19 protein-coding genes, 1 tRNA gene and 1 pseudogene are annotated in these 20,927 nt (G+C 32.1%); 7 read left to right on the top strand and 14 right to left on the bottom strand.

Annotated features, from left to right (window positions below):
- The 5 genes and pseudogenes from ACI5KZ_RS12225 to ACI5KZ_RS12205 all read right to left on the bottom strand — a co-directional run.
- Nucleotides 1-560: pseudogene (locus ACI5KZ_RS12225) on the bottom strand (hypothetical protein); the annotation flags it as partial.
- Between the two features lie 54 nt (nucleotides 561-614).
- Nucleotides 615-687 (bottom strand) — tRNA-Met (locus tag ACI5KZ_RS12220).
- A gap of 120 nt (nucleotides 688-807) precedes the next feature.
- Entirely contained in the window at nucleotides 808-990 is a 183-nt protein-coding gene (locus ACI5KZ_RS12215; RefSeq protein WP_109309675.1) for a CPXCG motif-containing cysteine-rich protein, read from the bottom strand.
- 73 nt (nucleotides 991-1,063) lie between these two features.
- Nucleotides 1,064-1,885 carry a Two component regulator three Y domain protein gene (locus ACI5KZ_RS12210; RefSeq protein WP_109309676.1) on the bottom strand — a complete coding sequence of 274 codons (822 nt, stop codon included), beginning with the start codon at nucleotides 1,883-1,885 and terminating at the stop codon, nucleotides 1,064-1,066.
- Nucleotides 1,886-2,001: 116 nt separating this feature from the next.
- Nucleotides 2,002-3,906, bottom strand: coding sequence for an ABC-F family ATP-binding cassette domain-containing protein (locus ACI5KZ_RS12205; protein WP_109309677.1), 1,905 nt, complete (start codon nucleotides 3,904-3,906; stop codon nucleotides 2,002-2,004).
- 85 nt (nucleotides 3,907-3,991) lie between these two features.
- On the opposite strand from ACI5KZ_RS12205, the gene ACI5KZ_RS12200 reads away from it, so the two are divergent.
- Nucleotides 3,992-4,384: a DUF983 domain-containing protein gene (locus ACI5KZ_RS12200; RefSeq protein WP_406847771.1), complete on the top strand. Its 393-nt coding sequence runs from the start codon at nucleotides 3,992-3,994 to the stop codon at nucleotides 4,382-4,384.
- Here ACI5KZ_RS12200 and ACI5KZ_RS12195 read toward each other — a convergent pair.
- The 9 genes from ACI5KZ_RS12195 to ACI5KZ_RS12155 all read right to left on the bottom strand — a co-directional run bounded on the left by ACI5KZ_RS12195 (nucleotide 4,365) and on the right by ACI5KZ_RS12155 (nucleotide 15,699).
- Nucleotides 4,365-5,408 (bottom strand): NAD(P)/FAD-dependent oxidoreductase, encoded by a 1,044-nt coding sequence (locus tag ACI5KZ_RS12195; RefSeq protein WP_406847770.1) that lies wholly within the window; start codon nucleotides 5,406-5,408, stop codon nucleotides 4,365-4,367. The two genes, ACI5KZ_RS12200 and ACI5KZ_RS12195, sit on opposite strands and share 20 nt — an antisense overlap.
- A 90-nt stretch (nucleotides 5,409-5,498) precedes the next feature.
- Nucleotides 5,499-6,398 carry a gliding motility protein GldN gene (gene gldN, locus ACI5KZ_RS12190; protein ID WP_406847769.1) on the bottom strand — a complete coding sequence of 300 codons (900 nt, stop codon included), beginning with the start codon at nucleotides 6,396-6,398 and terminating at the stop codon, nucleotides 5,499-5,501.
- Nucleotides 6,399-6,449: 51 nt separating this feature from the next.
- Nucleotides 6,450-8,000, bottom strand: a complete 1,551-nt coding sequence (gldM, locus tag ACI5KZ_RS12185) for a gliding motility protein GldM (RefSeq protein WP_109309681.1) — start codon at nucleotides 7,998-8,000, stop codon at nucleotides 6,450-6,452.
- Between the two features lie 55 nt (nucleotides 8,001-8,055).
- Nucleotides 8,056-8,697 carry a gliding motility protein GldL gene (gldL, locus tag ACI5KZ_RS12180; RefSeq protein WP_109309682.1) on the bottom strand — a complete coding sequence of 214 codons (642 nt, stop codon included), beginning with the start codon at nucleotides 8,695-8,697 and terminating at the stop codon, nucleotides 8,056-8,058.
- Between the two features lie 75 nt (nucleotides 8,698-8,772).
- A complete protein-coding gene (gene gldK, locus ACI5KZ_RS12175; protein WP_109309683.1) occupies nucleotides 8,773-10,137 on the bottom strand; it encodes a gliding motility lipoprotein GldK in 1,365 nt (454 codons plus the stop codon).
- Between the two features lie 162 nt (nucleotides 10,138-10,299).
- Nucleotides 10,300-11,466: a formimidoylglutamase gene (locus ACI5KZ_RS12170; RefSeq protein ID WP_109309684.1), complete on the bottom strand. Its 1,167-nt coding sequence runs from the start codon at nucleotides 11,464-11,466 to the stop codon at nucleotides 10,300-10,302.
- 28 nt (nucleotides 11,467-11,494) lie between these two features.
- Entirely contained in the window at nucleotides 11,495-13,999 is a 2,505-nt protein-coding gene (gene topA / locus ACI5KZ_RS12165) for a type I DNA topoisomerase (protein ID WP_406847768.1), read from the bottom strand.
- A 133-nt stretch (nucleotides 14,000-14,132) separates the two neighbouring features.
- A complete protein-coding gene (locus ACI5KZ_RS12160) occupies nucleotides 14,133-14,912 on the bottom strand; it encodes a hypothetical protein (RefSeq protein WP_109309686.1) in 780 nt (259 codons plus the stop codon).
- 43 nt (nucleotides 14,913-14,955) lie between these two features.
- Entirely contained in the window at nucleotides 14,956-15,699 is a 744-nt protein-coding gene (locus tag ACI5KZ_RS12155) for a hypothetical protein (protein ID WP_109309687.1), read from the bottom strand.
- A gap of 163 nt (nucleotides 15,700-15,862) precedes the next feature.
- On the opposite strand from ACI5KZ_RS12155, the gene miaB reads away from it, so the two are divergent.
- From miaB to groES, 6 genes are all read left to right on the top strand, one after another.
- Entirely contained in the window at nucleotides 15,863-17,308 is a 1,446-nt protein-coding gene (miaB, locus tag ACI5KZ_RS12150) for a tRNA (N6-isopentenyl adenosine(37)-C2)-methylthiotransferase MiaB (RefSeq protein WP_109309688.1), read from the top strand.
- Between the two features lie 65 nt (nucleotides 17,309-17,373).
- Entirely contained in the window at nucleotides 17,374-18,630 is a 1,257-nt protein-coding gene (locus tag ACI5KZ_RS12145; protein WP_109309689.1) for a sigma-54-dependent Fis family transcriptional regulator, read from the top strand.
- A gap of 7 nt (nucleotides 18,631-18,637) precedes the next feature.
- The gene (locus tag ACI5KZ_RS12140; protein ID WP_109309690.1) at nucleotides 18,638-19,144 is read left to right on the top strand and encodes an LptE family protein; all 507 of its coding nucleotides are present in this window, start codon (nucleotides 18,638-18,640) and stop codon (nucleotides 19,142-19,144) included.
- Nucleotides 19,145-19,148: 4 nt separating this feature from the next.
- Nucleotides 19,149-20,084 (top strand): hypothetical protein, encoded by a 936-nt coding sequence (locus tag ACI5KZ_RS12135; protein WP_109309691.1) that lies wholly within the window; start codon nucleotides 19,149-19,151, stop codon nucleotides 20,082-20,084.
- A gap of 2 nt (nucleotides 20,085-20,086) precedes the next feature.
- Nucleotides 20,087-20,443: a preprotein translocase subunit SecG gene (secG, locus tag ACI5KZ_RS12130; RefSeq protein WP_109309692.1), complete on the top strand. Its 357-nt coding sequence runs from the start codon at nucleotides 20,087-20,089 to the stop codon at nucleotides 20,441-20,443.
- 138 nt (nucleotides 20,444-20,581) lie between these two features.
- Nucleotides 20,582-20,857, top strand: coding sequence for a co-chaperone GroES (gene groES, locus ACI5KZ_RS12125; protein ID WP_109309693.1), 276 nt, complete (start codon nucleotides 20,582-20,584; stop codon nucleotides 20,855-20,857).
- Nucleotides 20,858-20,927: the final 70 nt, after the last annotated feature.

Genomic DNA, 20,927 nt, shown 5'->3' with positions numbered 1-20,927 from the left:
GTCTTCAAACTTGGATGATGCTTCTCTACCCAAAGTAAAAAGTTTTTTAAACGGTTTTCATAACTGCGCTTTGTTGTATCACTAATCAGTTTTTCTTTAAACTTTAATCCTTTTTCAAAGGCTTCTTTATAAGTTAAAACTAATTCTAAGGGTTCTGATTCCTTTTCTGATTCTAAAGCTTTTTTCGTTTTTTTAGAACTTTTAGCTGAATGAGAGTTTAATTTTTCAACCTCTCGTTCCGCATACCTTTGAGTATTATCCTCAAAAGGATTGAAACCTTCTTTTAATAAGTTAAGAAGCTTAATTCTATAAACGCTTAAAATTGCAAGTCTATCTTCCTTTGTGGTATATCTATTAGCATTACCATAGACATTTTTCATCCGTTGAAGTTTTCCTGATTTAGGATTTCGGTAGGAATAATAAACGTGCCAACGCTTACTTAAATTTCCGTTAGCAGAATAAATTTTTGGGACTGAAAATTTTTTCTTTTTTAACAAACTATGTTCTAAAACGTGTTCATTTTCGTGTTCATTCGTTAGAAATTCATTTAATATAAACATAAAAAAATGGCTTTGTGCAAACAAAGCCATTGATTTCAAACGATTTACATTTAGTAGCGGGAACTGGACTCGAACCAGTGACCTTCGGGTTATGAGCCCGACGAGCTACCTACTGCTCTATCCCGCGATTTAATTCCTAAACAATTTTCTTAGCTTTTAACTTTCGGTTCATAATGCCGACTCAATCATTTTAGGACTGCAAATATACAATGCTTTTTAAATATAACAAGAACATTTTTAAAGAATTTTATTGTTCGATGCTTTTTGCATTAAATGACACTAATTCTAATTTTAAAAATTTAGCTGTAATTTGAATGGGATTGCAACAAACTTCGCAATCTTCAACATATTCCTGTTCTGGTTGAGAGTGATCTAGTAACATCGAAATTGTTTCCCAGCAATGTGGACATTGAAAAAAGTGTTCTTCCATAAACAATAAAGATATAAAAAAAGACCATCTTTTCAGATAGTCTCGTTTTGGTTATTAATCAATTAATTAATACTTAATCGTTATCTGTTATTACGGTTCCTGGATCGAATTCCAATAAACTATTTGGCATTTTCCCTTCACCATCTATAACACTTACATATTCTTTATCAAAATTATTATCGCTAACCATAAATGTACTTAACTCCGTTAAATCTGTTACTTGATAAGGAACCGTTCCTGTTAAATCATTACTAGCTAAGACTAATTCTTTTAATTGGGTTAATTGACCTAATTCTACAGGAATTTTTCCATCTAATTTATTATCAATTAAGCTTAATACTTCAAGTTTGTTTAAGCTTGCTATTTCTGAAGGAATATTTCCAGTTAAAAAATTACTTCCTAACATCAATTCTCTTAAATTTACTAGATTTCCAATTGACGTTGGTATTTGACCCGTGAAACTATTACTATATAATTTTAAAGTTTTTAAATGAGATAGGTTTCCTATTTCATTTGGAATTTCACCTTCTAACTTATTCATAAATAATTCTAAAGATGTTAATCTTGTTAGGTTTCCTAATGAAAGTGGTAATTCTCCATCTAATTGATTAAACCCAAGGTTTAAGCTTCTTAAGTAAATTAAATTGCCTATTTCTTGAGGTAGTGTTCCTTGAAGGTTATTAAAATGCAAGTTGATTTCTATTACTTTATCGTTAACGACAGTTACGCCATACCAATTTTCAATAGGTTCGTTTAAATTCCAAGAATTATTCCATGCGTCACCATTAGTAGAGTTATAAAGAGCTATTAAGGCATCTTTCTCGTTTTGAGTCACTTCTGAAAAGGACAAAGTGGTTACAAAAAAACAAAATATGATAAGAGTATAAGTTTTCATATGTCTTCGATTTGGGATTAATCTCTAACAATATTAGACTTAAATAGGATAATAAACAAATTTATTCGATGAAATGCATGTTTTGAGAAAATTTACAGGAATTACAAATCAACTATTTATAAGTTTTCAAGAGCTTCTTGAACTGTTTCCCATTCTATCATAAAACCCTCAAGTTTTTGTTTTTTTGAATTGTAATTATCAAAAAAGTTCGAATTAGAAACTGCTTTGTCATAATTTGTGGCTAGTTCTACATCCATTTCCTTAATATCTTTCTCTAACTGTTGAATCTTAGACTCTAAATTGCTTAATTTATTATTTAAAGACTTTGTTTTCTTTTGCTCTTCATAAGTTTGTTTGTTACTTTCTTTTGGAGTTTCTTTTATTACATCTCGTTTTTCAACCTCTCGTAAATTCTCTACATTTCTTTGTTGTAAATAAAAATCTATATCTCCAAGATATTCTTTTATTTTATGATCTTTAAACTCATAAACACTATCTGTAAGGCCTTGAAGAAAATCCCTGTCGTGAGAAACCAAAATAAGTGTGCCTTCGAATTTTTTAAGAGCTTCTTTTAAAACATTCTTTGATTTTATATCCAAGTGATTGGTTGGCTCATCCATTACCAACACGTTTAACGGTTGAAGCAATAATTTAGCTAATGCCAGTCGATTTCTTTCGCCTCCAGAAAGGACTCTTACATACTTCTCTGCCTCTTCTCCTCTAAAGAGAAAAGAACCTAATATGTCTCTTACTTTACTTCTATTTTTTTCGTTAGCTGCATCAATCATGGTATCTAGAACAGTTTTGTTTCCGTCTAGATATTCTGCTTGATTTTGAGCGAAATATCCTATTTGTACATTATGACCTAAATTTATTTCACCTTGATGCTTTATTTCTCCTACAATTATTTTTGCTAAAGTAGATTTTCCTTGACCATTTTGTCCAACAAAGGCTGTTTTAGAATCACGCTCAATAGTGATGCTGATATTTTTCAACACTTGAGTGTCTCCGTAATTTTTTGAAATATTATGTGCTTCAATCACTACTTTTCCAGGAACAATAGATACTGGGAAATTAAGTTTCATCACAGAATTATCATCTTCATCAACTTCAATGCGTTCTATTCTATCTAGTTTTTTAATTAAAGATTGAGCCATTGTTGCTTTAGACGCTTTAGCTCGAAACTTTTCAATTAACTTTTCGGTTTGTTCAATTTGCTTCTGCTGATTTTTTTGAGTTGCTATTTGTTGCTCTTTTATTTCTTGACGTAGCACTAGAAATTTAGAATAGGGTTTGTTGTAGTCGTATATTCTGCCCAACGATATTTCAATAGTTCTATTGGTAACGTTATCTAAAAACATTTTATCGTGAGATACAATAACGACAGCTCCTTGATAATTTTTCAGAAATCCTTCTAACCAAATAATCGATTCGATATCTAAATGGTTTGTAGGTTCATCCAGGAGTAGAATATCATTGTTTTGAAGTAATAATTTGGCCAACTCAATACGCATACGCCAACCTCCAGAAAATGTATCTGTTAGTTTTTCGAAATCGTTTCGTTTAAAGCCAAGGCCTTGAAGTATTTTTTCTGTTTCACCTTGGTAGTTATAACCTCCAAGAATTTCATATTGATGTTGCACGTCATTAAGATCCACCATTATTTGATGGTAACCATCACTTTCGTAATCTGTACGTTCAACCAATTGATGATTGATTTCTTCCATTCTAGCTTCCAAAGCTTTTATTTCATGAAAAGCTTCGTAAGATTCCTCCAATACAGTTCTCCCTAAAACAAAATCGATATCTTGTTTTAAAAATCCAATGCTTAAATTTTTATCTGCAGCAATCTGTCCTGAATCTGGTTCTAATTCTTTTGCTAAAATTTTTAGCATGGTCGATTTTCCAGCGCCATTTTTTCCAATTAATCCAATTCTATCTCCAGGACTTAATTTAAAAGTAATGTCTTCGAATAAATATTCCCCTTGAAAAGAAATAGAAAGATTATGAATGTTAAGCATTTTTGTTACTATTGTTACAGAGCATTATTAAATAAAGTGATAGTTTTGTAAATTCTTACATAGCGCAAAAGTAATAGTTTTAATCATGATAAAAAAAGGAAGTAAACTTTATAGCATTCTTTTAGGAGCTTGCCCTAAATGTCACCAAGAATCCATGTATTCGAATAAAAACCCTTATATTTTAAGAGATGTTTTAAAAATAAATGAGACTTGTTCGCATTGTGGTATAAAATATCGCTTGGAACCTTCATTTTTTTATGGTTCTATGTATGTTAGTTATGGGGTTGGAATTGCTTTTGCCGTTGCTGCTTTTATCATTAGTTATTTGTTTATTGGCAGTAGCTTATTAACAGCTTTTATTGCAATTGTTGGCACATTAATTGTTTTTGGACCTATTATTATGCGTATTTCTAGAAATATCTGGATTAATATGTTTATTCATTACGATAAGACCATGGTTAAGAATAAAACCGAATAATATCAATTTCATTGTCTAAAATCTGCTTGTTTTCTATATTATTAAAAAGCTGTTTGGCAACATAAGGCCCAATCATAACACCTCTGGTTCCAAGTCCATTTAAAATATACATATTATGGTGTTTTGGATGTTTTCCAACTAAAGGTCTTCTATCTTTTACTGTTGGTCTTATTCCTGCTACTTGATTAACCACTTTAAAAGAACAATTTAAAAATGTTTTAAGCTTCTTTAAGAGCTCTTCTCTACCTTCTTCTGTAATGTTATTTGTTTTATCGTTCCAATTATAGGTAGCTCCAATATGATACAAGTGGTTCCCTAAAGGCAGGATAAACACACTGGATTTTAAAACATAATCTATTTGCAACTCTGGAGCATGAATGGTTAACAATTCGCCTTTAGACTCTTTCAAAGGAAGATTATTAAAAAACGGGTTTTGTTTTAGGCCAAATCCTTCAGCAAAAACAATCTGAGTTGCTAAAATATCTTGATACAACATATCAGACTCTTGAAGCTTTAATTCATTATAATTAAAAGATTCTTCAATAAGTTGATGGTGTTTTTTGAGAGATGCTTTATAGGAAGTGATTAAGGCATTGGTATCTATTCTACCTGTGTTTAAAACTTCACCAAAACCAAAATCAGCCTGAATGTGTGGATTGGTGTTTTTAATTATTTTGGATGAAAGGTGATTAGCTAAAAACGGGTTATCGGAAGCTGCAAACCAATTATTTTGTTCCTCGTTTGAGTTAAAACGCCTATAAACCGGAATTTTATAATCTATTTTAATTTGAAGTTTATCTTCAATAGATTGATACATAGGTAGAGCTAGTTCTAATTGTTCTTCACTTTTCCAAACGGAAGTAAAGCGTTTTAAAACTACAGGATTATATAATCCCCCAGCAACAACAGATGATTGTTGCGATTGATTATCGAAAACAACAAAACTTTTATTTGCAGTAATTAATTGCTCACAAAAAGCAATACCAGCTAATCCACAACCTACAATAATATAATCTACTTTCATTATAACAAAGATACTTTGGTTTCAATTAATAATACAAAAAAACGCTCACTAGAAAAGTGAGCGTTTTTATTTATCTATATGATGCTTTAATTAATAAGCCCACATATCTGATTCGTAATTTCTAATTTTCTCTTTAATTCTATCAGATTCTAATAACTGCATTAAGGCATTTTCAGAAATGTATTCGGTTACTTTACGGTCTCCATATACATTTTCTTCCTTATAAATATAACCATTAAAACGTCTTGAATTCAATAAGTGATCGAAAGAAAAAGGCACTGCACTATTTTCGTTATTAAACGATTTAGCTTCATGTAATATATCTCTTGCATCAGGGAAAAACACCCAGAATAAAGGAATTGGTTCTTTGTTTGCTTCATCATCAGAATCAATAAAGTTCACATCTGGAGCAGCAGGTGCTATTCCAAGAAGTCTATATTTTAACTCTGCTTGGCGTTTATCAAAATACCATAATCCTTTAACTAAATAAGCACTAATATCATAAGATGTAATATCACGTTTTACAATGTATTCTGGATCAACATAACCATCTGCATTATATTGCTCGTAACCAATATCTAAGGTATCTACTTTAGACATAGCCGATTTAATATCTTTTAAAGTACGTTTGGTAGTAAAATAAGAATCATCATAAATATTTTCTATATCACCTTGTTTCACGCTTTTCCAAAGTACATCGAATAAAGAACGTCTGTCTTTACCAATATTATTAGTATCTACAGGGTAGTATAATGGAAAATTAACACGTTCGTCAAGAACCACTCTTTCCCAAGTCATTTTAGAAAACATAATGTCTCTATCGTCTACATAGCCATATTCTAATGGTTTGTCGTTATCTACAGCTTTTTGAGCTTCGGTTCTAACACCAATTTCAGTAGGGCTTTTTGCATTTAATATGTTAGCCTGTGAAAAGGAAGCAGATACAAACGATATGCTTAAAACGGTTAATAAAAAACTTTTATAATTCATCTTTTCAAATTTATTTATTAGGGCTTATCTCAATTAAGATGATAAATTCTATTAATTAGATATCTCAACAATTACAGCTGAAACTCCTTTAAGCTTATAAGAAGAATTTCCTCTAATTTGAGCTTTAATGTCGAATATTTGAACATTATCTCCACGTCTTGCTTTACGTAATGCATTCTTAGCTTGAGAATTCAATTTTGTTCCATTTACAGATACTGAAGGTTGTCCAGGCACTTTAAATTTAAACGATGTTACTTGAATTGGTAATTCAAAATCAAAATCGTCTAACATAGCACCAACAGTTCCAATTTCTACAGAGTTACGTGGTAATTTTACAATTCCATCTTGTCCACTAATAGTTCCAGTAGGCTTAGGAATATCTTTAATTCTAAACGTCGCTTTATCGCTTACTTTAGTTCCATCTGGTAATGTACCAGAGACATTAATAGAAACTTCTCTACCAGAACCTGGATTCATGTTGTATTTACCAACTCCAGAACCTTTACTTAAACCTGGTGCACTTGCAGATACATTATTATCTGAAATACCAGCAAAAGAAATAGTCATTGGATTGGTAACACCACGATAAACTACATTCATTTTATCTGCAGAAATAGTTGCAGAATTTGGTTTAGGTACTACAGCATAAGTACTTTTAACTGGAATAGAAATAATTGAATCTCCTTCTTTAAATTGGAATTCTCCTTCAATCTCTCTTTCTCCAACAGCTCCTGCTGGAAAATCTAACAATGTTTTACCAGCTTGCATAGATTCTTTAGATAATTCTGTACCGTTGATAATTACTTTATCAGCTTGTAAGGTGTTATCTTTTTTACCTAAGATAATAGTACCTGTAAAGTTTTCTCCAGAAAAGAAAGCTGTTTTACTAGGAACTACAATAGCATCAAAATTTGTTAAAGAGGCTTCTACTTTTAATTTACCAGCTAACATAGAAGATAAAACTTCAGATTCTGTAGTTTTAACATCTGCTTGTAACTGTGTCATTTTAGTTAAAGAAGCTACTAATGGAAAACCTTTATAGTTATAATCTAACCAATCGATTTTATTTCCATCTCTATTTGTAACAGGATCTGTTTCAAATTTTTCTTTTACATCTTCAGCAATACTAGCTAAATCAGGGTTCTGTGATAATACTTCTGAAACACCATCTCTAAAAGTCGCTATTTGATTTAAAAACTCTTGTCCTTCTGGTTTTAATTTATCGCCTTTGAAGAAATGGTTGTCAAGGAAGTCTCCTTTGTCCATAATCTCATAATCTTGAGGATCATCAACAGTAGCAGTCATCTTCCCTTTTAAATCTACCAAATATGCATTAAAGTTACTCGCTAAAGCACTGATTTGGTCAGCTTGTGCTTTTAAAGGTTGGTATTTTGCTGGTTGTTCTGATACTTTTTCAGCTAGACCCTGCATAAAAGCTTCGTTTCTATCTGTGGTTGCTTCGTTAGATTCGGTTAACTTTTCATTCATTAATCCAAATGCCGATAGCACTTCTTTCGACATATTAAGTGCTAGCATTGCTATAAACACCAAATACATCAAGTTAATCATTTTCTGCCTTGCAGATAATTTTCCTCCTGCCATTTCTAATTAGTTTTGTAGTTAATTGTTAAAATTAAATTTAGTTAAATTGAACTAATTAGTGCTTAGTCATTGCTGTTAACATACCTCCATAAACTCCGTTTAAAGAAGATAAGTTAGACGCTAATGATTGCATTTGCTCTTTTAATTTAGTTGCATTTTCAACAGCTTCTTCATTAATTGTCGCTTGACGATTAACACTGTCTAATTGCACTTTATATAAACTATTTAAAGATTCCATTTGTGCAGCAGCTAAAGATAATTCTTCACCATATTTTTTTGTAGCAGCAATAGAATCTACAGTTGGGCTAATACCTTTTGCAGCTCCTTCGAAGTTTTTAATACTATCTCCAAGGCTAGTCATTAATTCTGCATCAATTTTAGCTTCTTTTAATAAGTTATCTAGTTTTTTAGATAATAATCCTTCAGCATCTTTAGGTTGTTCTTTTTTACCCATTGAAGCTCCACCAGCTAATTCAGGATATACTAAAGACCAATCTAAATCGTCATCTACTGGTTCGAATGCAGAAATTGCGAATACAATAGCTTCTGTTACAAGACCTAATGTAAGCATCACGTTTCCTGTTAATGGTCCTATTTCAAAATGAATAATCTTGAATAAGGCTCCAATAATTACAATGGATGCTCCGAATCCGTAAGACATAGTCATAAATTTCTTAAATGCTCTTGATTGTGCCATAATTTTAGTTTTTTTTGATTAAGTTAAGTTAGTTTTACTTAAGTAGATTAATATTAATTATTGTTGTTGTTATTATTATTTTGCGTTTTTAGTTACTTCTGTTCCCATATAATCTTGAACAGTTCTAAAGCCTATATAACTTCTAGCAGAGTCTGCATATTCATAATCTCTAGAACTTACTTGTAAATAGTATTTTACATCTTTCCAAGAACCACCACGAACAACTTTACGTTGGTTATTTACATCGTTTACACTTGGGTTAATTGTAGAAACATATTCATAAGAAGATGGATCATAAGATGCACTTACCCATTCTGAAACATTACCAGCCATATTATATAAGTTAAAATCGTTAGGCTCGTAAGATTTAGCTTCAACAGTATATAGTGCTTGATCTGCTGCATAATCTCCTCTTAAAGGTTTAAAGTTTGCCATAAAACAACCTCTATCATTTTTGGTATATGGTCCACCCCAAGGATAAGTTGCAGCTTGAAGACCTCCTCTTGCAGCATATTCCCATTCGGCTTCAGATGGTAATCTGTAAGCATTTACAAAATGTTGTTTTCTTTCTTTTCTAGACGCATTATGGTATAATGTTCTCCATTGACAAAAAGCTTTTGCTTGTGTCCAAGATACACCTACAACAGGATAGTCTCCATAAGCATCATGCCAGAAATAGTCGTTATGCATTGGTTCGTTATAAGAATATGCAAAATCTCTAATCCAAGCAGTAGTATCTGGATAAATTTCTACCTCTTCCTTAACAATAACGTCTTTTCTTTTTAAAGATCTGTCTTTAGCAGCTTTTTGAATGTCCATGTAAGAGTACTGGAATTTGAATTTTGTTACATCCCAAGTTCTTTGTCCATTATAAGACTCTTCAAGTGGAATATACATAGTATCCATAACCTCAGCATAATATTCGTCTGGATAATCTCCAGTATCAAATAACAATTCTACATCGTGATTTAATTTACGACCTTCGTATCCTGTTGGTCCTAAACCACTATAGTTATCGTACATATACTTTTCGTATACAGTCATATTTTCTGGATCTGCATCTTTAAATGCATATTCTCCAATACCACCATTTCCAGGAGTTTCTCCAATTTCATCAGCAAGAATAGCTAATTTTGTTCTAATAGTAGAATCTCTCACCCAATTAACAAACTGACGATATTCGCTATTTGTTATTTCTGTAGCGTCCATATAGAATGACCTAACAGTAACTGTTTTTGAAGGTGCATCATGAATACCAGCAATATCATCGTCTGCCTTACCCATTATAAAAGCGCCACCAGGTACTAATTCCATACCATAAGGCTTTTCTGGATGCCATTTTTTTCCTTTAACACCAACTAATTGACCCCTGTCTCCAGAGCCACAACTGACAAGCAATGCTAAAACTGCGGTTAATAAAATAAACTTCTTCATATCCATAGAAAACTCGAGGTTAATAATTTAATTTTGTGTCTTAAAAATTTTAAGAGCGTAAACATATCTATATATTTTTAAAAAAACAACTTTTTTTTAATAAAATTTACGCTTCATCGTAAAAAATGTGCGTTTTAACGATGAAATATCCGTTAAATAACACTTTTATTATATACAGTTCTTTTGAAATGCCTTATACCAACGGTCGGGCAACTTGTTGTTACTTGCATCTAAATAATCTTGATGCATGCAAGGTAATAACGTATGTCTTTTTAATTTATTATTTATTTCAGATAAAAAAGGAATTTCAATCCACCAACGCTGGGTTTTGGTGCTTTTATAAAAAATAAGTTCTTGATCTTCTACCAAGGTAATAAATTTTTGATAGCTATCATCATTTATAAAATCGTCATCCTTGACTCTAAAATTAACTCCTTCAATAAAATACCATATTATTTGTGCTACTAACATTGACGTTATGGTATCGTCTTTTGAAGGTTGGTATTCATAGATGCCAATAGAAGTTACCTTATTACTAATACCTGCATACCTTGAAATGGCACAAATTTCTTTTCCATCTAAACCGTTTGGTGACACTTTTTGTCTTGCACTAACTTCAGAAGCTTTAACTGCATTTAAATCGATGCTAACTATGTTTGCATCTCTCATAACTGGTTCTACAATGGTAATGTCTTTTGAAACCTGACCTAATCTATAAGATTCAAAATAGAGTTTATCCATTAAATCAATTTCTTCTTGGGAATTGAAATAGGTTTGATACCCAACCGTTGCATAATTAAATAAATTGTAAGGCTGATCTAGAATTATTTTTCCAACAAAGCTATCGTTCTTAATAGGTTTTGCCGAATCTCCTAAATCGAATTTAGAATCGACATTTACAATATTAACCATTGGTGCCAAATCATCATATGCACGATAATTAGCATAAGTTAGATCTTGACTTCCTCCAATAATAATTGGAATGATGTTTTTTTGTACCAATATATTTATGGTGGTCTTTAAAGCGAAATAGGTGTCTTCAACACTTTCTCCTTTATTTATATCTCCTAAATCGACAATAGATTTATGCCAATTTCCTGGAAAAAGCGAATAAAGTGATTTTCGAATCTCGTCTAAATTAAATGCTTCACCTATATAGTTAACATCGTTTCTGCTTTCAAGCACACCCACTATAGCTAATTGTACATCTTCCAATTCTGGAACACCTTGTTGCTTGGAATGAATCTTGATTTTTTTTCCTAATGTTTGCTGAGACAAGAGCTCGTTATGAGCAAGTACCAAATCGGAAACAGGGGACAGAAAATTAAAATTCATTAGATGGATAAATTACTTTTTAAATTAGTTATTTCTTTTTGGTGGTTGTTTTTTTCTTTGTCGCTTTCTTTTTTGTGGCTTTCTTCTTTGGCGCTTTTTCTTCAATAATCGCTTTAACTTCCTCAAGAGTCATTTTAGACACATCTACAGTTTTAGGTAATTCAATTTTTGTTTTACCTTGAATAATATTATGTCTTCCCCAACGGGCTTTCTCGACCTTTATTCCTTCTTCTTCCCAATGGTGAATGACTTTATCTATCTCTTTTTGAATTTTTTCTTCAATAAGTGTTACAATATCTGTATCTGATAAATTATCCCAATCGTACTTTTTATTTACATTAATAAACATGTTGTTCCACTTAATAAATGGTCCAAAGCGTCCTTTTCCTTTTTGTACTGGCAAATCTTGATACATATATATAGGTGCATCTGCCTTTTGTTTTTCTTTTATCAAAACAATGGCATCATCTAATTCTACACTTAAAGCATCTACGCCTTTTGGAAGAGACACATACGCTTTACCAAACTTTACATAAGGTCCAAAACGGCCATTATTAACTTCTACTTCTTCTCCTTCGTATGTTCCTAAGTGTTTTGGAAGCTGGAATAAGTCCATGGCTTCTTCGTATGTAATCGTATTTAGTTGTTGATCTGGAGATAAACTTGCAAAGGTTGGTTTTTCTTCATCATCTACGGTTCCTATTTGCACCATTGGTCCAAACTTTCCTAAACGAACGCTTACTTGTTTCCCTGTTTTAGGATCTGTACCTAAAACTCTTTCGCCAGATTCTCTATCTGCATTTTCTTGAACATCTTCAACTATTGGATGAAAATCTTTATAAAAATCTTTCATCATGGTTGTCCAATCTACTTTTCCTTCAGCTATATCGTCAAAATCTTCTTCTACTTTAGCAGTGAAGTTATAGTCTAAAACAGCATCAAAATTTTTAACCAAAAAGTCGGTAACTATCATCCCAATATCTGTTGGAACTAATTTTCCTTTATCGGAACCCACTTTTTCAGATAACAATTTATCTTTTACTTGACCATTTTTTAATGTTAATTGAGAATAGTCTCTTTCAACACCTTCAACGGTTCCTTTTTCAACATAATTTCTATTTTGAATTGTAGAAATTGTAGGCGCATAAGTGGACGGACGACCAATACCTAATTCTTCTAATTTTTTCACTAAAGAGGCTTCAGTATATCTTGCTGGTGCTCTAGTATAACGTTCTGTGGCTGTAATATAGCTATTAAGTAATGTTTCGTTAGTTTTCATGGCTGGCAACATACCATCTTGTTCAGAATCCTCATCATCTGTACCTTCTAGGTACACTTTTAAGAATCCTTCGAACGTAATAACTTCTCCATTTGCTGTAAATGTTTCGTTATGTGTAGACGCACTAATTTTTACATTGGTTCTTTCAAGTTCGGCATCGCTCATTTGCGAAGCAATGGCTCGTTTCCAGATTAAATCGTACAATCTAGCTTGATCTCTATCGATATCTACCGAATGTAGCGAAAAATCTGTTGGTCTAATAGCCTCATGCGCTTCTTGAGCTCCTTTAGTTTTTCCTTTATAGTTTCGTGGCTTACTAAATTTTGAACCATAAGCAGATTCAATCTCAGCTTGAGCACCTTTTCTAGCCTCATCAGATAAATTTACACTATCTGTTCTCATATAAGTAATCAAACCAGCTTCGTACAATCGTTGTGCTAAAGTCATGGTTTTGCTTACTGAAAAATATAATTTTCGGGAGGCTTCTTGTTGTAATGTAGATGTTGTAAATGGTGCAGCTGGTGATTTTTTAGCTGGCTTTTTCTCTAAATCTGAAACTTTAAAGTCTGCCTTGGCATTTTTCTCTAAAAATGATTGTGCATCCTTTTTCTTTCCAAAATTCTTCGGCAATTTCGCTTTGAAAGCTTGACCTTCTTCGTTAGAAAATTCTGCATCTACTCTATAAGATGCTTCTGGTTTAAAATCTTGAATGTCGCGTTCGCGTTCTACAATTAATCTTACAGACACGGATTGTACACGTCCAGCAGATAAACCACCTTTAACTTTTCTCCAAAGTACTGGTGATAATTCGTAACCTACAATTCTATCTAATACACGACGAGCTTGTTGCGCATCTACCAAATCGTAATCTATGCCTCTAGGATTCTCAATGGCTTTTTGAATTGCCGATTTTGTAATCTCATGAAAAACAATTCGTTTGGTTTTTTCTTTATCTAAATTTAAAGATTCTGCCAAATGCCATGCAATCGCTTCTCCTTCTCGATCCTCATCACTTGCTAACCAAACCATTTCGGCTTTTTTTGCTAAGTCTTTAAGTTTCTTTACAACTGCTTTTTTATCTTTGGAAACCTCGTATTTTGGTTTAAAATCTCCATCTACATCTACTCCTAATTCTTTTGAAGGTAAGTCTGCAATATGCCCAAAACTAGATTCTACTTTGAAATCTTTTCCTAGAAATTTCTCTATGGTTTTAGCTTTTGCTGGTGACTCTACTATTACTAAATTCTTCGCCATTTATGATTTTTTAAGGCTACAAATGTATGTGAAAAAAAATTTATCTTCCTAATTAATAAATGAATCAAGTGCTTTTTATCGATATTTTTTTGATTTTAACTATAAAAAGCACAGTCATTATATATGCCAAAAATTAGTCTTGAGAATTCTCAATGTCAACAGATTTTTCAAATCCAACAGAATCTTTATATACATAATAAGCTGGAAGATACACAAATGAAGCTGTAACAAATAGCCCAATAAAACACATTAATACCCCAACCAATTCGGCCAAAACTGAAGATACAATAATGAGCCCAAAAGTTATAAACCATTTTTTATTTCCTAATTTAAATCCAGCTTTTATGATCTCTGAAGCTGACAAATCAGGATTAAATGCAAAGATAACGTTGATTAACGTTATTGGAACCATCACATAAATAAGAGGCAAAACACATAACAACATTGCTAATATTGAAATTCCGAAAGTCATTATTGACAATGTAATTACTTTCCCTAAATAAGGTTTTTTTAAATAGAAAAAATAATCGTCGGAACCAGCTTCACCCAAATCTTTAAGTTTACATATTCTATAAAATGATGCTTTCATTCCAAAAGAAAGAACCATAGCTACAATAGAAAAAATAAAGATGAAAATAAAAAATGGGATCATCAGTAAAGGGCTAAATTCTGTATTATTCTGAATTGAATCTAAACCGTATTGGTAAGAGTCGGCTTCAATAAATCCTATTCCAATTAATGGCAAATACATCATTAAGTAAAAGGGAACTAAAATAACCATCATTAATAAAAGCATGACTAAGCCTTGAACCCATACTTTTTTAAATAACTCTATACTTCTACTGAAAATATCTCCAAAATCTAATGTTTTAGAATTTTCAATCTTCTCTAATAAGGTGTTAATTGTATTCATATCTCTAGTTGGTTGGTTATTAAAAATTTAATTTATTTTAGTTTTAAACAGTCATTGGGTCTCTTTTTTCATCAAACCCAACCACTTCTTTATAAATAAAAAAAGCGGGCAAATAAACAATGGACATGGTAAATAGCAATCCAATTCCACAACCTAAAATGCCAAGCATCCCTAAAATACCAGCTACAAACATGGTAAAAAAGGCAATAAGCCATTTTTTGTTCCCCAATTTAAAACTTACTTTAACAATATCAAGTTCTCCTAATTCTGGATTATGGGCCAATGTCACTGCAAAAAATGACAATGGTACAAAAACATAAATATAAGGAATTATAAACAGAAGTTGAGCAACAACAGCAATTCCTGTATAGATAATCCCCAACATAAACACTTTTGAGAAGTAATCTTTTTTAAAGAAGTAAAAATAATCATCATGTTCAGGGTCTTCTAAAACGGTTTGTTTGCATATTCTATAAAAGGCTGCAACAAATGCTAGGGTTATAGTACTCAATAATATGGTTTGTGGAATCCCATAAATAATATTTGTATAATATGTATCATAAAAAGTCTCAAAACTGAACGCTTGTTGTAAAGTAACGTCTTGAGGTGAAATTCCAATTATTGTAAAAACAAACATCAAACACAAAGCCGAAGCCATGATTAGCAAAATGGTCAAAAACCCTTTCAACCAAATTTTTTTAAACAATTCTATAACATCACTAATAAGATCTCCAAAATCTAATTGTTTAGCATTTTTAATTCTTACTTCTAGTTCTAAGTAGGTCATTAATTTATTTTTAGTTAGGGCTTAAAAGTAATTAAATTTTATAACTAGAAATAGAAATTTTAACACACTGTCACTTTGTCACTTTGCTTAAAATAATTGTATCTTTGCTGCTGCTTCTTTTTGTAGGCATGAAAATTGACTTAAAATAGTTTTTATTTTAAATATGGAAAAGATTATTGACGAAAGTAAACAAGGCGAAAGCTTAGTTTTAAAAAATAAAGAACAAAACTCACGTAAGCTCTATATTGAAAGTTATGGTTGCGCCATGAATTTTAGCGATAGCGAAATTGTAGCATCCATTCTTTCAGATCAAGGGTATAACACCACTCAAAATCTTGAAGATGCAGATTTAGTTTTAGTCAACACTTGTTCTATTCGTGATAAAGCAGAACAAACTGTTAGAAAAAGACTTGAAAAATACAATGCCGTAAAACGCATTAACCCTGGAATGAAAGTAGGTGTTTTAGGCTGTATGGCAGAACGCTTAAAAAGCAAATTTCTCGAAGAAGAAAAAATTGTCGACCTGGTAGTTGGTCCTGATGCTTATAAAGATTTACCCAACCTTCTTGCCGAAGTTGAAGATGGAAGAGACGCCATTAACGTCATTCTCTCTAAAGAAGAAACCTATGGAGATGTTTCACCAGTACGTTTAAACAGCAATGGCGTTACTGCTTTTGTGTCTATTACTCGTGGCTGCGATAATATGTGTACCTTTTGTGTGGTACCTTTTACTCGAGGAAGAGAACGAAGTAGAGATCCGCAAAGTATTATAGAAGAAGTAAACGATTTGTGGTCTAGAGGGTATAAAGAAATTACACTTTTAGGTCAAAACGTAGACAGCTATCTCTGGTATGGTGGAGGCTTGAAAAAAGATTTTGATAAAGCGAGTGATTTACAAAAAGCAACTGCCATTAATTTTGCTAATTTATTGGATATCTGTGCCAAAGCTCAACCTAAAATGCGTATTCGTTTTTCTACATCTAATCCACAGGATTTAACATTAGATGTGATAGAAACCATGGCAAAACACCAAAATATTTGCAAACACATCCATTTACCTGTACAAAGCGGAAGTAACCGAATTTTAAAGGAAATGAACCGTTTACACACACGTGAAGAATATTTCACATTAATAGATAACATTAAGCGCATTCTTCCAAGCTGTTCTATTAGTCAGGATTTAATTGCAGGTTTTCCAACAGAAACAGAGCAGGATCATCAAGACACATTAAGTTTAATGGACTATGTAAAATACAACTTTGGTTATATGTTTACCTATTCTGAAAGACCAGGAACATTAGCAGAGCGCAAACTGGAAGACGATGTTCCTGAGGAAGTAAAAAAACGTAGACTAGCTGAAATAGTTCAACGCCAGCGAGAACACAGCGAAATTAAAACCAAAGAATATCTGAATCAGACAGTCGAGGTTTTAATTGAAAGAGAATCAAAAAAATCTGATGCTGAATGGTCTGGAAGAACATCTCAAAACATTGTAGCAGTTTTTCCTAAAGCAAACCATTCTATTGGCGATTTAGTGCAAGTAAAAATAACAGACTGCACAAGCGCAACACTTATTGGTGAAGCGATTGGGCATTCGAAGAATAATTAAATTTAAAAAAATTGAGAAAAGATTAAAGAGGCTTCATCTGGTCTTTTCTCTTTTACATATAGATTATGGAATCCATTCAAGCAACAAAACAACGTTTTGGAATTATAGGTAACGATGCCAAACTTAATCGTGCCATAGAAAAAGCCATTCAGGTTGCTCCTACTGATATTTCGGTATTAGTAACTGGAGAATCTGGAGTTGGAAAAGAAAGTATCCCAAAAATCATCCATCAATTATCACATAGAAAACATGGAAAATACATAGCAGTAAATTGTGGAGCTATTCCAGAAGGCACAATAGATAGCGAACTTTTTGGTCATGAAAAAGGCGCATTTACTGGAGCTACTCAAACCCGTTCTGGCTATTTTGAAGTAGCAGATGGAGGAACCATTTTTCTAGACGAGGTTGGCGAATTACCCCTTACAACTCAAGTACGTTTATTACGTGTATTAGAAAATGGTGAATTTTTAAAAGTAGGTTCCAGCCAAGTTCAAAAAACAAATGTGCGTATTGTAGCAGCAACAAATGTTAATATGTTTGATGCTATTAAAAAAGAAAAATTTCGTGAAGATTTATATTACAGATTAAGCACAGTTGAAATTCATCTTCCTCCATTAAGAGACAGAAAAGAAGACATCCATTTATTGTTTAGAAAATTTGCTAGCGATTTTGCATTAAAATATAAAATGCCAACTATTAAATTAACAGACGAAGCGATTGTTTTATTGTTAAAGTTTCGATGGAGTGGAAATGTTAGACAATTACGAAACGTGGCAGAACAAATTTCCGTTTTAGAACAAAATCGTACCATAAGCGCTTCAGTACTTCAGAACTACTTACCAACTGGAGGCACTAATTTACCTGCCGTTATTAACAATTCGAAAGCTGAAAGCGATTTTAGTAACGAACGTGAAATTTTGTACAAAGTTCTTTTTGATATGAAAAACGATTTGAACGACTTGAAAAAATTAACCATGGAACTCATGAAAAATGGGAATGATCAAGATGTTCAGAAGCAAAACGAAGGCTTAATTCAAAAAATATATGGAGGTGAAGATGACGATGAAACCATTGAAGACTTAGAAGTGTTATCCATTGGTGAAAAATCGGCTGATAATTTTGAGTCAAGCGTTGAACCTCAAGACAAATATCATTTTGCTGAAGAAATTGAAGAAGAAGAAACCCTATCTTTACATGATAAAGAATTAGAACTCATCAAAAAATCTTTGGAACGCCATGATGGAAAACGCAAATTGGCAGCAGCAGAATTAGGCATCAGTGAACGTACTTTGTATAGAAAGATAAAACAATTCGATTTATAAGAACATCATGAAATTATATAAAATAACCCTCTTAGTCCTTATTTCGCTCATTCTTTTAGGTTGTGGTGCCTATTCTTTTACTGGAGCCTCAATCTCATCAGACACAAAGTCTTTTCAAGTAAATTATTTTCAAAATAATGCCATTTTAGTGGAACCAGGATTAGACAGACAGTTCACATTAGCATTACAAGACTTACTACTAAATCAAACGAATTTAGAATTAGTAACCTCTAATGGCGATCTAGTGTATGAAGGGGAGATTACAGAATATAGAATCTCGCCAACAACAGCAACGGCAGATAATACAGCAGCTCAAAACAAATTAACCATTTCTGTAAATGTGCGTTTCTACAACAAGAAAAATGAAGAAGACGATTTAGAGCAACGTTTCTCGTTTTTCTACGATTATGCTGGAGATGCAAACTTAATAGGAGCCCAAAAAGTAACAGCTATCGAAGCTATTTTTGAAAGGTTAACACAGGATATTTTTAATGCAACATTAGCTAAGTGGTAATTCCATGAATCAAAAAGAGTTTATATACGTTCTTCAAAACCCACAAGAGGTAACCGCTAATCACACTATAGATTTAAAAGCAATTACTGAGGAGTTTCCATACTTTCAATCGGCTCGAGCACTTTATTTAAAAGGTTTAAAAAACAAAGAAAGTTTTAAATACAATCAAGAACTAAAAACAACTGCTGCTTATACTACAGACAGAAGTATCTTATTCGATTTTATAACCTCTAAAGAATTTCTTCAAAATGAAATATCGCAATACATAAAACAAAATTCAGCTAACTTAAAAGACATTCCTGTTGATGCTGAAGATATTTCCGTTAATAGAAGTGTTTCTATAGACGATGCTTTAAAGCAACAAATAAAAGACACAACAGGTGTTCTAGATCCAGAATTATTCCAACCAAAAATAAAACGAGCAGAAATTGCTAATTTTAAATTAGATGAAACTGAGCTAATTGAAGAAACACCAAAAAACGAAATTCTTCAAGAAGCACCTTCTCCAGATACCATTTTAAAATTAGGCAAACCGCTTCAATTTGATCATAATGAAACACATTCTTTTAATGAATGGTTAAAATTAACACGTTTCAAAACCATTGAGAGAGAAACAGAAAGTCAATCAGAAAAGGTATCGGATCTAGCTACTATAGAGAGAGAAAAAAAATTTAATTTAATTGAAAAATTCATTATTAAAAACCCCAAATTAAAACCAGAAAAGACTTCAATTAAAAATACAAACCTCGCCGAAGAACAAATGATTCAACCAGAATCTTTAATGACAGAGACTTTGGCAAGAATTTATGTAGAGCAAAAAAACTACAAAAAAGCAATTCAATCTTACAACATATTAATTTTGAAATATCCAGAAAAAAGTGGTTTCTTTGCAGACCAAATCAAGGCAATAAAAAAATTACAAGAACAAAACAATAAATAACAATGAGTACGTTTACAATATTCTTAGCACTAATAGTCGTTGTAGCCTTTTTACTAGTGGTAGTAATTATGGTTCAAAACCCAAAAGGAGGTGGATTATCTTCTTCATTTGGTGGTGGTGGAACACAGCAACTTGGTGGCGTAAAAAAGACAACCGACTTTTTAGACAAAAGCACTTGGACTTTAGCAACTTTAATGTTAGTATTAATTTTACTTTCTAATGTTGCTATTAACAGAGGGTCTGGTGTCGTAGATTCTAAAGCTTTAGATACTGAAGCAACAACACAACCTGTTGTTCCTGTAGCACCAGCAGCTCAAGCACCAACAAACAATACAGAAACTGAACCAGTTTCAGAATAAAAACATTGTTTCAAAATATTTTAAATGCCAACTAAATTAGTTGGCATTTTTTTTTAATGAAAATTTGTCAGTCTTCTTCTATTGGCACATTTTTAGTACAAAACTACAGTATTAACTATTTAATTAAAAAACATACATATGAGCTTAAAAATTAAACCATTAGCAGATAGAGTTCTAATTGAACCTGTTGCTGCTGAAACTAAAACAGCTTCTGGAATTATCATCCCTGATAACGCCAAAGAAAAACCTCAACAAGGGAAAGTTATGGCAATTGGTAAAGGCACTAAAGACGAACCTATGACGGTTAAAGTTGGAGACACTGTTCTTTACGGAAAATACTCTGGAACAGAACTTAAACTTGAAGGTAAAGATTACCTAATGATGCGTGAAAGCGACATTCTAGCAATTATATAAATAATTGCAAATTCCAAAAAAAAACAAAAAACAAATTCCAAAACCTTAAAATTAAAATGTAGTAATTCCT

It is taken from the genome of Xanthomarina sp. GH4-25, from assembly GCF_045363175.1.
Lineage (GTDB): Bacteria > Bacteroidota > Bacteroidia > Flavobacteriales > Flavobacteriaceae > Xanthomarina.
Note: the sequence above shows the minus strand (reverse complement) of the source record. Positions and strands in the feature narration are given on the sequence as shown.